Origin of the sequence: Halopseudomonas pachastrellae (genome assembly GCF_900114765.1) — a bacterium.
In the GTDB taxonomy this organism is placed as follows: domain Bacteria; phylum Pseudomonadota; class Gammaproteobacteria; order Pseudomonadales; family Pseudomonadaceae; genus Halopseudomonas; species Halopseudomonas pachastrellae.
Genome location: NZ_FOUD01000021.1, coordinates 37,006 through 51,164, shown reverse-complemented (window position 1 = coordinate 51,164; position 14,159 = coordinate 37,006). Strand labels below are relative to the sequence as shown.

12 protein-coding genes and 1 pseudogene are annotated in these 14,159 nt (G+C 59.5%); 7 read left to right on the top strand and 6 right to left on the bottom strand.

Annotation, left to right across the window (positions count from 1 at the left end; translation table 11 throughout):
* The first annotated feature begins 8 nt into the window (after positions 1–8).
* The 3 genes from BM116_RS15815 to BM116_RS15805 all read left to right on the top strand — a co-directional run bounded on the left by BM116_RS15815 (position 9) and on the right by BM116_RS15805 (position 3,530).
* On the top strand, positions 9–1,556 hold the full coding sequence (locus tag BM116_RS15815; RefSeq protein WP_083726310.1) for an MFS transporter: 1,548 nt from the start codon (positions 9–11) through the stop codon (positions 1,554–1,556).
* Positions 1,557–1,759: 203 nt separating this feature from the next.
* The gene (locus BM116_RS15810; RefSeq protein ID WP_083726312.1) at positions 1,760–2,278 is read left to right on the top strand and encodes an Hcp family type VI secretion system effector; all 519 of its coding nucleotides are present in this window, start codon (positions 1,760–1,762) and stop codon (positions 2,276–2,278) included.
* A 124-nt stretch (positions 2,279–2,402) separates the two neighbouring features.
* Positions 2,403–3,530, top strand: a complete 1,128-nt coding sequence (locus tag BM116_RS15805; RefSeq protein WP_083726314.1) for a glutathione S-transferase family protein — start codon at positions 2,403–2,405, stop codon at positions 3,528–3,530.
* On the opposite strand, the gene BM116_RS15800 is transcribed toward BM116_RS15805, so the two are convergent.
* Both BM116_RS15800 and BM116_RS15795 read right to left on the bottom strand, forming a co-directional pair.
* A complete protein-coding gene (locus tag BM116_RS15800; protein WP_083726316.1) occupies positions 3,520–4,311 on the bottom strand; it encodes a substrate-binding periplasmic protein in 792 nt (263 codons plus the stop codon). The two genes, BM116_RS15805 and BM116_RS15800, sit on opposite strands and share 11 nt — an antisense overlap.
* Before the next feature lie 93 nt (positions 4,312–4,404).
* Positions 4,405–5,022 (bottom strand): phosphoribosyltransferase, encoded by a 618-nt coding sequence (locus tag BM116_RS15795; protein ID WP_083726318.1) that lies wholly within the window; start codon positions 5,020–5,022, stop codon positions 4,405–4,407.
* 73 nt (positions 5,023–5,095) lie between these two features.
* Between BM116_RS15795 and BM116_RS15790 the strand changes: the two genes are divergently transcribed.
* Together BM116_RS15790 and BM116_RS15785 are read left to right on the top strand one after the other, a co-directional pair.
* Complete coding sequence (locus tag BM116_RS15790; protein ID WP_083726320.1) at positions 5,096–5,665, top strand: phosphoribosyltransferase; 570 nt, start codon at positions 5,096–5,098, stop codon at positions 5,663–5,665.
* 357 nt (positions 5,666–6,022) lie between these two features.
* A pseudogene (locus tag BM116_RS15785) lies at positions 6,023–6,337 on the top strand (methyl-accepting chemotaxis protein); the annotation flags it as partial.
* 46 nt (positions 6,338–6,383) lie between these two features.
* On the opposite strand, the gene BM116_RS15780 reads toward BM116_RS15785, so the two are convergent.
* A complete protein-coding gene (locus BM116_RS15780; protein WP_083726322.1) occupies positions 6,384–7,721 on the bottom strand; it encodes a DUF1329 domain-containing protein in 1,338 nt (445 codons plus the stop codon).
* A 271-nt stretch (positions 7,722–7,992) separates the two neighbouring features.
* Between BM116_RS15780 and BM116_RS15775 the strand changes: the two genes are divergently transcribed.
* Both BM116_RS15775 and BM116_RS15770 read left to right on the top strand, forming a co-directional pair.
* The gene (locus tag BM116_RS15775; protein WP_211276263.1) at positions 7,993–9,276 is read left to right on the top strand and encodes a glycerophosphodiester phosphodiesterase family protein; all 1,284 of its coding nucleotides are present in this window, start codon (positions 7,993–7,995) and stop codon (positions 9,274–9,276) included.
* Positions 9,277–9,401: 125 nt separating this feature from the next.
* Positions 9,402–10,250, top strand: coding sequence for a TIGR02285 family protein (locus BM116_RS15770; protein ID WP_083726326.1), 849 nt, complete (start codon positions 9,402–9,404; stop codon positions 10,248–10,250).
* 230 nt (positions 10,251–10,480) lie between these two features.
* On the opposite strand, the gene BM116_RS15765 is transcribed toward BM116_RS15770, so the two are convergent.
* From BM116_RS15765 to BM116_RS15755, 3 genes are all read right to left on the bottom strand, one after another.
* Positions 10,481–10,741 carry a YebG family protein gene (locus tag BM116_RS15765; protein ID WP_083726328.1) on the bottom strand — a complete coding sequence of 87 codons (261 nt, stop codon included), beginning with the start codon at positions 10,739–10,741 and terminating at the stop codon, positions 10,481–10,483.
* A gap of 105 nt (positions 10,742–10,846) precedes the next feature.
* Positions 10,847–11,584, bottom strand: a complete 738-nt coding sequence (locus tag BM116_RS15760) for an alpha/beta hydrolase (protein WP_235846778.1) — start codon at positions 11,582–11,584, stop codon at positions 10,847–10,849.
* A gap of 166 nt (positions 11,585–11,750) precedes the next feature.
* Complete coding sequence (locus tag BM116_RS15755) at positions 11,751–14,126, bottom strand: TonB-dependent siderophore receptor (protein ID WP_083726332.1); 2,376 nt, start codon at positions 14,124–14,126, stop codon at positions 11,751–11,753.
* Positions 14,127–14,159 lie beyond the last annotated feature (33 nt).

The window sequence follows — 14,159 nt, the reverse complement described above, 5'->3', positions numbered from 1 at the left end:
GAGCCTTCATGTCTGATCACGCCACTTCAACCGCCACTTTGACTCCCCGTTCCGGCCGCCGCGAATGGCTCGGCCTGGCCGTTCTGGTGCTGCCGACATTGCTGCTCGCGCTGGACATGACAGTGCTGCACCTGGCGGCGCCGCGCCTGAGCGCCGACCTTGAGCCATCCAGTGCAGAGCTGTTGTGGATACTGGATATCTACGGGTTTATGGTCGCGGGCTTTCTCATCACCATGGGCACTCTGGGTGACCGTATTGGTCGCCGGCGCCTGCTGCTGATCGGTGCCTGCGCCTTTGGCCTGGCCTCTTTCGCGGCGGCGTTTGCCAACTCGGCTCTCATGTTGATTTTTACCCGGGCGTTGCTTGGGATAGCCGGCGCAACCCTGATGCCCTCGACCCTGGCGCTGATTCGCAACCTGTTCCACGTCGAGCATGAGCGCACGCTCGCCATCACCATCTGGATGACCGGGTTTATCGTCGGCAGCGCCATTGGCCCGCTGGTTGGTGGTGTGATGCTTGAGCTGTTCTGGTGGGGCTCGGTATTTCTGCTGGCGGTGCCGGTCATGGTATTGCTGTTGCTAGTGGGGCCGTGGCTGTTGCCTGAATCCCGTGACTCGAATGCCGGCAAACTCGATATGGCCAGTGCGCTGTTGTGTATCAGCGCTGTGCTGCTGCTGATTTTCGCGATCAAAGACGGCGCGCGGGATGGCATCAACGCACTCGCGGTGGTCAGCCTGATTGCGGCGCTGGTTACCGGTGCGCTGTTTGTTCGCCGACAGCGGCGCCTGGCCGAACCGATGTTTGACCTGACCCTGTTTAACAAGCCCAGCTTCAGCGTCTCGGTGGCGGCGATGATGCTGTGCATCCTGACGCTTTCCGGCAGCTGGTTGATGATTTTCCAGTTTTTGCAGGGCGTGTCCGGCCTCAGCGCCTTGCATGCCGGGCTGGTGATGGTGCCAGCGGCGCTGTTGCAAACGGCGGCGTCATTGCTGGTGCCGAGATTCTCGCGCTGGCTGGCGCCGACAAAGCTGATCAGCGGTGGACTGGTGCTGGCGGCGGGCGGGCTGGCATTGATGCTGCTCATTCACGCCGACAGCAATCTGGCGCTGATGGTGGCAGCCAGTGTGCTGCTGGGGGTTGGCATCATGCCGATGATGATCTTGGGTACCGATCTGGTGATCGGGTCCGCGCCACCAGAGAAAACCGGCGCCGCCGCCGCCACCTCTGAAACCGCCACCGAACTGGGTATGGCGATGGGTATCGCGGTGATCGGCAGCGTCGGTGCCACCCTGTACCGCAGCAGCATGGAGCAACAGTTAAGCGGCGTGCTCGACAGTCATCAGCTGGCTGTGGCCAGCGATACCATTGGCGGTGCCATGGGCGTGCTGTCGCATCTGCCGCAGGCGCAGCTGCAGCAGGTCCATGCGGCGGTTAACAGCAGCTTTACGCTGGCGCTGCACGCCAACGCTCTGATTGGCGTGGTGATCATGCTGGGCGCAGCCTTGCTGGTGGCGCTCTGCCTGCGGCAGGTGCGCAGCGTCGGTGGTGGGCACTGAGGCAGCGCTCCGGCGGCAAAGACTTGCGCAAAGACCGGTGAAAGCTGCGCTATTTGCGCGTGCTGCAGGTTGAGTAATGCTGGCTTTTTTTCCAGGTATTGTTTCTACTTGATTGTTTTAAAAGAAAAATGGTTTTTTGGCATGGGCCTTGTAACAGCTGGGGACCGGACTTACCCGGCAACCCACGCTAGCAAGGAGCAAGCATGCCAACTCCCGCCTATCTCACCATTGAGGGCACCAAACAGGGCCTGATTACCGCCGGCACCTTCACCGAGGACTCGGTCGGCAACATCTTTCAGGAAGGTCACGAAGATCAGGTACTGGTGCAGGGCTTTGATCATCAGGTGATCATTCCCCGTGACCCGCAATCCGGTCAGCCGACCGGTCAGCGCGTTCACAAGCCGTTAATGATTACCAAGGTATTCGACAAATCCTCTCCGCTGATCTTCAACGCCTTGACCTCGGGCGAGCGGCTGTCACGTTGCCGCCTGGAGTGGTATCGCACCTCGGCCACGGGCACCCAGGAGCACTACTTCACCATTGAGCTGCAGGACGCCATCATCGTGGATGTGCAATCGCACATGCCCAACTGTCAGGACCCGGGCATGGCGCACTTCACCCACCTGGAAGACGTGTACTTTACCTACCGCAAGATTGTCTGGACCCATGAGGTTTCGGGCACCTCCGGCTCCGACGACTGGCGCAGCCCGATTGCCGCCTGATTAGGCGTGCGGCATCCCGGGCACCGCCTGGGATGCTGCAACCGAGACAGGAGTGAAGCTTGTCTAGGCAGCCGCGCGGCTGGCAGTATCTAGCCCCTCGATAACAATAACGCCGGGGCTCTTGATGACCGCTACACCCTATTGCCTGTATGGCGCCTCCCACTCCCTGTATACCGGCAAGGTTCGCTGCTACCTGCGTAACCAGGGCATCGACTATGTAGAAGTGCCCACCTGGCACCCTGATTTTGCCGAGCGCATCCTGCCGCAAATCGGCCGCGGAATCATCCCGGTACTGGAAACGCCTGAAGGGCAGGTAATCCAGGACAGCATCGATATCATCGACCATCTCGAAGCGCAGGGTGTGCGCTGGCCGGTGTATCCATCAACGCCGCTGCAGCGCATTGTTGCGGTCATTATCGAATACTACGGCTGTCAGGCGATGCTCAAGCATGCCATGCATTATCGTTGGTCCTACCGGGCCGAGCAGGAGGCGTTTTTGCGCTGCGCCTTTACGTTAGGTTCTGGCGCTGAGATGGCCGACAAGATCATGGGGCGTATGAGCAGCTACTTGCCACGCCTGGGGGTTAATCAGGCGAGCATTCCCTTGATTGAAAGCTCCTACCACGAGTTGCTCGCCTTGCTCGAAGCACACTTTAGGGAGATGCCGTACCTGCTGGGCTGGCGGCCATCGATTGCCGATTACGGCCTGATCGCGCCGATGTTTGCGCACCTGGGGCGCGACCCGGTTCCGCTGGCAGTCATGCAGCAACGGGCTCCCCGGGTGCACCGTTGGGTTGAGCGCATGACTGCTCCGGGGCTGGATGTTGTCGAATATCCGCAGCACGACCCTGGCTTTGTTGCCGATGACGCGCTACCAGCAACGCTGGAAGCGGTGTTGCAGCACATCGCTGGCGAGATTTTCCCGGAACTGACCGACAAGCTGGCGTTTCTGCAGAGCTGGCTTGATGAGCATCAGCCTGCAGATAGGGCGCCCGTCAGTGAGCGGCCGCAGATACGGCAGGTCGGCATGGTGCAGACCCAGTTTCGCGGTGCTGATATTGAGGTGGGCGTTGAACCCTATCTGCTGTACGTGCTGCAGCGCGCCAGCGCGGTAATGCAGGCACAGCCCGCTGAACGTCAGCAAGCTCTGAGTGCCAGGCTCGCGCGCCTTGGTTTGGCTGATGCCCTGCCTAAGCCAGGCGCCTATCGAGTAGGCCGGCGCGATAACCTGGAGTGCTGGCTCAAGGTGTAATGGCGAAGCTCTGCGGATTGCCGCGCAGCGGCTGCGGTGCTGCATCAGGCTGACGGTAGACCTGAAATGCCTGATCAAACTGCTCGGCAATCTGGCGGGCGTGCGGGTTCTTGCGTGAGAACACGTACACCAGTGGCCACTCATCCAGCTTGTGACAGCGCGTACCGTGCAAGGCGTAGTCGCCCATGGCTTCCTGCATGGGGTGGCCGTAGCTGATCAGATAGTCGGCGCGTCCACGCAGCATTAATTGCATGGCTGCCTGGTTGTTGGGCGCGACGATGGGGGCTCGAGTGTTGCTCGAGAACAAGGCTCTGAGCTGCTCACGGTAGGTGTAGCCGCGTATGGTGATGAGCGAACGGTCCTGCAGGTCGGCCAGAGAATGAACCGCAGGCGAGCTATTGAGCGCAAAGGCGCAGAGTTTGACGCTGATACCGAGCGGCTGGCTTTCCACCGTGAAGCCTTCGAGCGCAGGCACATTGGGTGAGCCGGGCCAGAAGTCGATATCGCCAGTGTTCAGCGTGCGGTAGATACGATTGATCGGATAGTTGACCCACTTGACGCGGTAACCGTTCATAGCCGCCAGTTCGTTGGTCAGGTCGATGATTGTACCCTGCGCCTTGCCGTTTTCATCGGTGTAGGCCATGGGCGGGAAGTGGATATATCCGGCGCGCAGCTCCCGCGATGTCTGTTCCGCACAGACAACAGGCGCAGCCAGCAGGGTGATCGCAGCGCAGAGCGCTGGCCAAAGCCGGCGCTGGCGCAGTAGCCGTCGACGTATCATTTTTATTTTTCTTTATGATTACAGGTTGCTCGCTTAGAGTAGCCCTGCCAGCGACTGGCGTCGAGCGTGGCCACCCATATGGGTGGCCGCTGGCTATTTTGGCGTTACGACCGAATCCAGTATCGGGCTGAGATAGGGCTTGTGGCTGTCGATTTCGCTGCGGGTGAGGCCGTTCATTTCATAGGGAAAGACCAGCCAGTCTTCGGTGGTATGCAGGCAGAAGTCAGGCTGCAGTGCCGTTTTGGCGGCCCCCGCGCGCTTGTACAGGGTGGCGATACGGGTATCGAGCGGCATGTTGCGCTTGAGCTGTGCATTCAGCTTGCCGAGCACCGCCTGCACGCTATGGCCGGTACCAAAGGCATCGTCAACGATCAGCAGACGATCATCCTGGTTGAGGTTGTCCAGCAGGTAGTGGGTGCCGTGTACACGGATTTCAGCCTCTGGAGCTGCGACCATCGCATCATAGTGCTCCATGCCGCGGTAAGAGGTCCGCAGGGCAATATGGTCGGTCTTGACGCCAAGGGTTTGCAGGCATTCCTGCACGTAAATGCCGATAGTGCTGCCGCCGCGCCACAGGCCAACAATGAAATTAGGGCGAAAGCCGCTTTCGAAAATCTGCACGCCGAGCCGGAAGGCGTCTTCGATCAGCTGGTTCTCGTCCAGGAAGCGGCGATTGCGCGGGCGTTGCTGGGATGTGTCTGCTTGGGTCATGGGTTGCCAGGCTACTCCGTCTGGTGTGATCATTGCGTGCTTTGGTAACGCATCTGGAGAAGCTTACGGGCTTATGGCTGAGAAACAATACCTGAGTGCACAAAGCTTGCTGGAAGATGCTTTCAAGCTGGCCGCACAAATACTAAATTCCGACTTTCGCCCGACCTTCATGATCGCGGTGTGGCGGGGCGGTGTACCCATGGGTATCGCCGTGCAGGAATTTCTCGATTACCACGGCGTGCACACCGACAACATAGCCATTCGCACCTCGTCGTACCATGGTATCGACCAGCAGGAAAAGGAAGTGCGGGTACACGGCCTTAACTACCTGGTCAAGCACATCACCCATGAAGACTCGCTGCTGATTGTTGATGATGTGTTCGACACCGGCCGCTCGGTGGAAGCGATCATCCAGGAATTGAAGAACAAGGCCCGCCTGAACACGCCGCACGACATTCGTGTCGCCGTGCCGTACTACAAGCCCAGCCGTAACGAGCTGGACTGGGAGCCGCACTTCTATCTGCACAGCACCGATGCCTGGCTCAAATACCCTCACTCCCTAGAAGGCCTCAGCGCTGAAGAGATCAAGGCCAACCGCCCGGCGCTGTACGAGATCCTCAAGCCGCACTTGGCAGCGCACTGATCATTCCCTCACGCCCTCCGGCGGTGGCCGGGGGGCGTACTCTGCTCCGCAATCTGCCGGCAGGTCGCTCAGGCTTTTGCAAGCGCGGCTCAAGGGGACGCTCTGGCGAGCAATCTGCTATTACTTATGAGCTTGCAGCCACAACGGCGTAACTGCCGGGGTGCATGTCGGCCCCCAAGCGGTCCTGACGGCTGTCCGTAATTGCCATTTTTATAGGGGTTAAGCACTGTGATCGCGCTTTGAGATAAAGCAGGTTGTGCGCCCCAGGATTGGAAACAAATACGCCTTTAGTACTGTATCCGGTGAAATATGGCGGCCGTATGGTGGCGCCGTGTCTTCATCACTACTAGTGAGCGCGCTACCAACCTGCGGGCTCTCAACGCGGCTATCGAGGCGGCGCGGGCCGGCGATCAGGGCTGAGGCTTTGCCGTGGTGGCGGATGAGGTAGGTCACCTGGCGGCGCGTACCAGCAAATCGACCTCACAGATTGCCGAGGTCGTGCAGCGCAATCGCGAGTTGACGCGCAAAGTAACCGAGACCATTGACTCGGTCAGCGTCACGGCAGAGGAAGGCAGCGAGCGCACGCGGCAGGTCAGCTCGATCATGGAAGAGATTCATCAGCGGGCCGAGAACCTGTGCCGAACCACGTCCGGGCTGCTAAACGCCAGGTAACCCGCAGGCCGGCAGCCCTTGTCAGGCTGCCGGCTGTTTTACTGCATCAGTTGCCAGCGCGGCGCAGCGCCTGTGGGGAGAAGTCCCGCGGGGTAAGGTTGGCGTCGAAGTTGTACATCGGCTCGTTGTTATCCAGCCCGTCGACAAAGTAGTTGTTGTCCTGCAGGTGATACAGCGTTTCCAGCGTGCTGCTGAACATGGGCACCTCGTAGTAGCTGATCGGGTGGCTCTCCTGCAGGCCAATCAGCTCGCCGTTCTTGTCTCGCAGGTCAACAGCCAGAATCTGCCAGCTGTCCTCATCCACGTAGAAACGACGCGCGGCGTAGGGATGGTTGTAGCCGGTGCGCAAGGTTGCATCGACCACCCAGACGCGATGACGCTCGTAGCGCAGTAGCTCAGGGTTGAGCGTGCGCGGCAATACGATGCGCTCGTAGGCAATGCCCTTTTGATGAACGGCGTAGCTGTTGTAAGGCACCAGCATTTCCTGCTTGCCGACCAGATCCCACTCATAGCGGTCGGGTGCGCCGTTGAACGAGTCCAGCACATCGGCGGTAGCCAGGTCGCTGGTATCTGGTTGTACCGAGTCATAGGCCAACAGCGGCAGACGACGCACGCGGCGGCTGTCGGGGCTGTAACGCCAGGCGCGGCGAGTGGTCAGCACCTGGTCCAGCGGGTCCTGCACTACCAGAGCGGTGCCGGCCAGTTTGGCAGGCGCAGTCACCACGTACTTGTAATAGAGCAGCGTGTTGTCGAGCCCTGCGGTGGTCATGCCTTCGCGGTTGTAGACGTAGTAGATCGCGCGATCTCGCTTGATCAGGTTGCTGTTGCCGTTGATGACCACGGCCTGATTATTGATGAAGTGATTCTGCTCACCCTTGTAATGCAGAATGTGGTTCCAGATGGCTTCCATGCCTTCCTGCGGGATAGGGAAGGGGATGCCCGCTGCAGCACCGCGAATACCGTTGCCGTTGGCGATCAATTCGGCGCGGGTGGCGTTCTCGCGGGTGGCGCGATAAATGCGTTCAGGCACGGCGGCACTGCGGCGGCTTGGGAAAACGCGCATATGGTAGTCGGCATGACGGGTCAGCAGGTCGGCCAGACCTGCGGGCAGCTGGTCCTGATATTGCGCCAGGTTGCTCGCATCAACGCGGTAGAGTTCCCGGTCCTGAGCGTAGGGGTCTGGGTGATGCATGCCAGGCTGATAGCCCGCAGGCGGGGTAACGCCGCCGGTCCATGCCGGAATACTGCCGTCGGCGTTGGCTGCCTGTTCTGCGCCGAGTGGGGTGAGATCGCGCCCGAGGCGCTCGGCTTGAGCGGCATCGACCTTGGCCTGCGCCTGGGTCGCAGCGAGGGCAAGTGCAACGGTGGCAAACATCCTGTACATGAACTGACTCCTTGCAAGCGGGTCGGAGCGCTACAGCGTCGGACCGGATTGCGGCAGGGATATGAGTGAGCGAAACCCGGATAAACGGGCGCGCGGATTGTATCGCCATTCGGCGAATTGCCGTGAGTCGAGTACAAAAAGTTACGTTAAATGTGCCAATGTGCGACCTTTGTCACACGCATGGGGCTAGTCGCCTGCGCTTCACCAGACTGTCACGGGCGCTGGGTGAGGCTTGCTGGGTGGTACTCTCATTACTCAGATGGAGCCTGACATGACACCTTCTGCATTGACCTTGTCGTTGTTACTCGCCGGGGCGGCGAGCGCCCTGACTCTTCCTGCCTTTGCTGGTGGGCCCGAGCGCGGATATGAGGGCGATGAGCGTCGCGGCGAACATCGCCATGAGCGAGGACACCAACCGGTTCAGCTTGGCCCGCGGCCGCAGTGGCTGGTTGATGACATGGACGACAGCCCCCTCAAACGCCGCCTGCAGCGCTGTGAGGTACAAAAGCCACGTTCTTCGCGCTTCTCCATCGGCCATCGTGGTGCACCGCTGCAGTTTCCGGAACACACCCGTGAGTCCTACGTCGCAGCGGCGCGTATGGGGGCCGGGATCCTGGAGTGTGACGTCGCCTTTACCAAGGATCGGCAACTGGTGTGCCGTCATGCCCAGAACGATCTGCACACCACCACCAATATCGTGACCATCCCTGAGCTCAACGCCAAGTGCACCCAGCCTTTCGTGCCGGCTGACCCGGCGGCCGGCACCCAGGCGCAGGCCGAATGCCGGACCAGTGACATCACTCTGGCCGAATTCAAACAACTGGAAGGCAAGATGGATGCTTTCAACCCGGATGCGACAACCCCTGAACAATATGTACAGGGCACGGCTGATTGGCGCACGGACCTGTACGCCAGCCGCGGCACGCTAATGACCCAACAGGAAAGCATCGACCTGTTCAAAAGCCTTGGCGTTCAGATGACGCCTGAGTTGAAGACGCCGGTAGTAGAGATGCCTTTTGAGGGCGATTACAGCCAGCAGGATTACGCGCGTCAGATGCTGCAGGAATACCTGGATGCAGGGGTCAACCCACGGAAAGTCTGGCCGCAATCCTTTCAGCTGGATGATGTGCTGTTCTGGATTAACGACATGCCGGACTTTGCCGATCAGGCGGTCTTTCTCGATGAATCCCCCATTACTCCGGACACCGCCTCGCTGGCCTATATGGAGTCGCTCCGGGCGCAGGGCGTGAAGGTGCTGGCGCCGGCGATCTGGAAAATGCTGACCCTGAACGGGCGCGGGGACATTGTGCCCTCGGACTACGCCGAGAATGCACGCGCTGCCGGTCTCGACATGATCGCCTGGTCGCTGGAGCGCTCCGGGCCCCTGGCCAACGGCGGTGGCTGGTACTACCAAAGCATCACTGAGGCCATCAACAACGACGGCGACATGTATGAGGTGGTTGATGTGCTGGCCCGTGATGTCGGCGTGATTGGTATTTTTTCCGACTGGCCGGCTACGGTCACCTGGTATGCCAACTGTATGGGAATACGCTGATATATCCGCCCGGTCTTTGCGGCCGGGCACCTTGCCTGTAGTGGCAAAGTCATGGCTATACTGTGTCCTGATTCAAATAGGAGGCAGGGAGTAACTGTGTGACGGTAAGGTCGCTGGGGCTGATCATGGGTTTGATCTGTGCTGTTGCTGCATCAGCAGCTGAGCCTGAGCGCGAGGTTACCTGGCTAAAGAATAACGCGCCGCCGTTCTATCTGATTGATGCGCCGGATGGCGAGACGGGCTTCGGTGATCGTATTCAGAGCATGCTTGAACGCGCATTGCCTCAATACCGCCATCGCACGGTACAAATGCCGCTCAGTCGGCTTGAGCAGAGTTGGGGGCGCTATGCTCCGTTGTGTTTCGCAACCATGATTCATGAGCCTCCTTTAAATCATCACTACCAGTTGTCAGCTCCGTACGTGATGTATCTGCCGCATGGACTGATCACTACCCGCGCTTTCGCTCGTACCCTGCAAATGGAATCTGACGGTGCTGTGTCGCTTAGCACATTGCTGGATCAGCAGGTTGTCAGCCTGGGCCACATAGCCGGGCGTACCTACGGCAGCGCGTTGGATGGCATCTTGAACGCCAATCGAGACCAGTTGGATGTTGTGCAGCGGGTGGGCGCAAACGAAACCACTGGCGCGTTGGCGATGCTCCAGCACCGTCGGTTTGACGTGATCATCGAGTACGGCTTTGTCTTAAACCATATGCCGACAGAGATGGTGAATCAGCCGCCACTGACCTTCGTGCCGATCAGCGAGACACGCGGCCAAGTTATCCTGGGCGCCGTTGGCTGCAGCAATAGTCCGGCAGGTCATGAGGTCCTGGCTGCAATAAATGAGGCTCTGCCGCCGCTGATGCGAAGCGAGGAGTATTTGCGAGCAGTGTCACGCTGGCTGGTGCCAGCAACGATGCAGGCGGAGTACTGGCGCCGGTATGACGAAGCGCTATATCCGCCAGCATTGCAGTAATGAGGCGATGTTGCTCGCGATTCACGATGCAAGTTTTTGCCAATCGCAACGATAAGCGCATTCGATTTCACGCCAGCATCTGAGCGGGTGATTATCTCCCTGTGCCAAACACCACCACAGGGAGTATCACCATGAGCATGATCAAACGCATTATTCGTCGTAAACATCAGGAAGCGAGCGAGCAGCCGATCCAGGCGCACCCTAACTTCTGGATGTACGAGTAATGGCGATCAGGCCTCGCCGGGCTCTTCGAGCTCGGCGAGCGCCTCTGCATTGCTCTTGAACGCTTTGGCAAAAATCTCTCGATTGCGAGCCATATAGATACTGACTTCCTCTGCCAGCTGCTCTCCGAGTTGCGGCACCGCTTTTTGCAGCACCTCACCCAGGCCTTCGGCCAGCTCCAGCATCTTGTCATGACGGTCGGCTTGGGCTTTATCCATGAACAGTTGCTCCGGGTCTCTGCTGCTGCGGTAAACAATTTCAACGGCCATGCGCACCTCTGGCTTGTTGGCTTTGAAGAACGAGCGCTAGAGGCGCTCAGCTGCAGCTATAATACTGTATGAAAATACAGTGTAAACCCCGAGGTATATTAAAGATCATCGTTGGCGAGCGGTGAGAACCTCCCTTAATACACGGTTGACCAGTTTGAACGGGACCGACATGTGGTCTTCGCCGGGTTCGACGTAAAAGCTGGTGCGTAGCCCGTGCGACGAGAGTGGGGCGAGACGCTGCTGCAATGCCTGGCTGTCTTGAATCTCCTGTGGCGAATCTCGTTCGCCAAGCATCAGCGCAAGGCTGGTGTGAGTCAGGTTGAGGTCGCCGCTGTTTGCCTGTTCCACAAATGCTCGTTCTTCTACCAACAGGAAGCGATCGTTCCACCAGATGCTGGGGCTGGCGGCCACCAAGTGATTGAACAGCTCAGGCCGTTGGTACAGCGTATGGATGGCAAACATGCCGCCAAAGGAGTGGCCAAAAAGGCTCTGCTGATCAGCATCGACCGGAAAACGTTCGGCTATCGCTGGCATGAGTTTGTCAGCCAGAAAATTGATTAACTCATCCTGGCCGCCCTGCGGCGGGGTGTTGCGCTCTTCAGGCACGGGGGGCGAAAAGTCCCAGGCCCTGCGTAAAAAGTTCAGGGGCTCTTCGCCGGGGTAGGCGAGCCCAACAACGATGGCGTGGCGATAAGCACGTTGGGCGCGTTTGGCTTCGTGGAAGCTGGCGAAATACGCGTTGGCGTCCAACACGTAGAGTACTGGGTAGCCGCCGGTGTAGGGCACGTCGCCCTCTGGCAGGCTGATCAGAATCCGGTAGGGCTGGCCGCGTTCGCTGTTCATTTGCCACTCTACGGTACCGGTCAAGGTGACCGGCGTCTCGGACGCGAGGCAAACAGATGTAAAGGTGAGGCACAGGGCGCCAAGCAGCGCCTTCGTCCTGGAGCGTAGGTGAAGGAAGGGCATCGTATTCTCCAACTGCCCCCGCTTTCGACGGGGGCAGGTTTAGTTACCAGCGGTAGCTGACGCTGCCGATCAGCGAGCGGCCGGCGCCCCGATAGCAGTAGCTCCCCTCACAGGACAGATACTTTTTGTCGGTGAGGTTCTTGGCGTTGACCGCCAACCGAATGCCATCCAGCGATCCGCGCAGGTCGTAGTGGGCGCCCAGATCTACCAGCGTGTAAGCCTCGTTCTTGCTGGTGTTGGCTGCATCGGCGTAACTGCTGCCGGAGTAGCGCACACCGCCGGAAACCCCGAGGCCTTGCAACATACCCGAGGGCAGGGTGTAGTCGAGCCACAAGCTGGCGAGGTGCTCCGGTGTCAGGATTGGGGTATTGCCTTCGTCGCCGTCGTTGCTTTCGGTGACCTCAGCTCGGTTGTAGCTATAGCTGGCGAGCATCCGCAGATCGTTGGTCAGATCAGACACCGCTTCGAGTTCAAGACCCTGAGAGGTTTCTTCACCGCTCTGTGTGCTGAAGCTCCCGGTGCTGTCGGTCAGGTCGCGGGTCAGGCTGTTGCTCTGGACCAGATGGTAGAGTGAGGCGGTTAGCAAGGTACTGGTGCCCGGTGGCTGGTACTTCACCCCCAGCTCGAACTGTTCACCTTCGGTTGGTTTGAAATCATTACCAAAACGGTCGCTGCCGGTTTGTGGCAGGAACGATTGGGCGTAGCTGAAGTAGGGAGCGATACCGGAGTCAAACAGGTAGAGCACGCCAATTTGACCTGTCGTTTGATCATCGTGGGTCTTGGTTTTGACTCCCGTCAGATTGTTGGTCTTCTCCGTATTGGCCCAGTCCTGCCGTAGACCTGCGGACAGACGCCAGTTGTCGAGTGCGATCTGATCCTGCACGTATACGCCGCTCCGATGGCTGGTGCCGCTCTGGTCTACCAGAACCGTGCTTGGGCGTGGGATGGATTGGCTGTGATCCGGATTGCTCATGTCGATGCTTGGGGCACTGCCCAAAGTGTATTCAACGTCGAAGTCCAGCCAGGCGTAGTCCAGCCCGGTCAGCAAGGTGTGATCCATTGCGCCGGTGCTGAAGCGAGAGGTGAGGCGAGTGTCGGTGGTCACCGTATTCATTTGCTCGTACACGCCGTACGCAGTGCGATCCAGTATCGTGGTACTGCCCGATTGCAGGCTGGAGCCGGTGTACTGATTGGTGGTGTCGGTATGCCCGTAACGGACATTCTGCTGCACGCTGAACGTCTCGTTGAAGCGGTGCTCGAACTCGTAGCCCAGTTGCGCCTGCTCCTGCTCCAGTTTGTCGAAGTCCTCGTCGCCGGGCCAGAAGTCAGTGAGCACGTCACCATTTTGATAGGGCCGCGGTGAGCCTGCGGTTTCGCGGTCTTGATATTGGGCGAGCAGAGTCAGGTCAGTCTGCTCGTTTATACGCCAGGTGAGCGAGGGTGCCAGCAGGGCGATGTCGTTCGGCACTTGTTCAATATCGGTGTCGGCTTCGCGGGCGACGCCAACCAGTCGATAGAGTACGTTGCCTTCTGCGTCCAGCCGGCCGCCGATGTCGAACTGGCCTTGCAGGTGACTGTTGCTGCCGGCCTGTAATTCAACTTGCTGAACCGCGTCTTCACTGGGGCGTTTGCTTACCCGGTTGACCATGCCGCCGGGGCTGATTTGGCCATACAGTACCGATGCTGGGCCTTTGAGGATTTCGATTCGCTCAAGGCTGAATGGCTCGCTGCTGAAGTAGGAGAGCCAGCCGCTGTTGGCCTGACGCAGTCCGTCCAGATAGTCCGCGTTGGTGGTCGCGGCATAGCCCCGAATCCGGACCTGATCAAAGCGAGGGTCAAGCCCGGCAGCGCCAACGCTGACGCCCGCGGTGTAAGCGACTGCTTCTTCGATGCTGACTGGTTTTCGGTCCGATATCTGCTCGGCGGTGACCACGCTCACGCCTTGCGCGGTCTCCAGCAGCGGCGTATCGGTTTTGGTCGCGGTGCGGCTGACGCTGGCGTGGTAGCCAGCAACCGGCGCCACCCCGGTCTGATTTGGCGCAACACCCTCAACGTCAATCGGGGCTAGCAGGGCGCTGCCATCGTCGGTCGCATCGACGATTACGTAGCCTGCGTTACCACGACGGGCGGTGAGCCCAGTACCGCCAAGCAGGCTGTCCAACGCCGCTTCTACGCTAATGGCGCCTTGCAACCCATTGCTGCGCAGCCCTTGCACCAGTTGCGGCGAATAAGACAGCGTAATGCCGCTGGCCTGAGCAAATGCGCTCAGGCTTTGACTCAAGGGGCCGGCAGGAATATTCAGTCCGGAGAGAACGGTGCTGGTGGGCTCCGCCGCACTGGTTGGCAGCGCGAGGCTGGCGCTGGCGATCGCAAGGCACAGTGCTGTTGCGCAGCGAAGGGAAGAGGGGCGTTGTTGCATGGTAAGGGCTCCAGTGCAGGGTTGTTTTACTGG

Bases quoted from the DNA above. Each gene is read 5' to 3' on its own strand.
- BM116_RS15815 (WP_083726310.1), top strand. From the start codon at position 9: ATGTCTGATCACGCCACTTCAACCGCCACTTTGACTCCCCGTTCCGGC.
- BM116_RS15810 (WP_083726312.1), top strand. From the start codon at position 1,760: ATGCCAACTCCCGCCTATCTCACCATTGAGGGCACCAAACAGGGCCTG.
- BM116_RS15805 (WP_083726314.1), top strand. From the start codon at position 2,403: ATGACCGCTACACCCTATTGCCTGTATGGCGCCTCCCACTCCCTGTAT.
- BM116_RS15800 (WP_083726316.1), bottom strand. From the start codon at position 4,311: ATGATACGTCGACGGCTACTGCGCCAGCGCCGGCTTTGGCCAGCGCTC.
- BM116_RS15795 (WP_083726318.1), bottom strand. From the start codon at position 5,022: ATGACCCAAGCAGACACATCCCAGCAACGCCCGCGCAATCGCCGCTTC.
- BM116_RS15790 (WP_083726320.1), top strand. From the start codon at position 5,096: ATGGCTGAGAAACAATACCTGAGTGCACAAAGCTTGCTGGAAGATGCT.
- BM116_RS15780 (WP_083726322.1), bottom strand. From the start codon at position 7,721: ATGTACAGGATGTTTGCCACCGTTGCACTTGCCCTCGCTGCGACCCAG.
- BM116_RS15775 (WP_211276263.1), top strand. From the start codon at position 7,993: ATGACACCTTCTGCATTGACCTTGTCGTTGTTACTCGCCGGGGCGGCG.
- BM116_RS15770 (WP_083726326.1), top strand. From the start codon at position 9,402: ATGGGTTTGATCTGTGCTGTTGCTGCATCAGCAGCTGAGCCTGAGCGC.
- BM116_RS15765 (WP_083726328.1), bottom strand. From the start codon at position 10,741: ATGGCCGTTGAAATTGTTTACCGCAGCAGCAGAGACCCGGAGCAACTG.
- BM116_RS15760 (WP_235846778.1), bottom strand. From the start codon at position 11,584: ATGAACAGCGAACGCGGCCAGCCCTACCGGATTCTGATCAGCCTGCCA.
- BM116_RS15755 (WP_083726332.1), bottom strand. From the start codon at position 14,126: ATGCAACAACGCCCCTCTTCCCTTCGCTGCGCAACAGCACTGTGCCTT.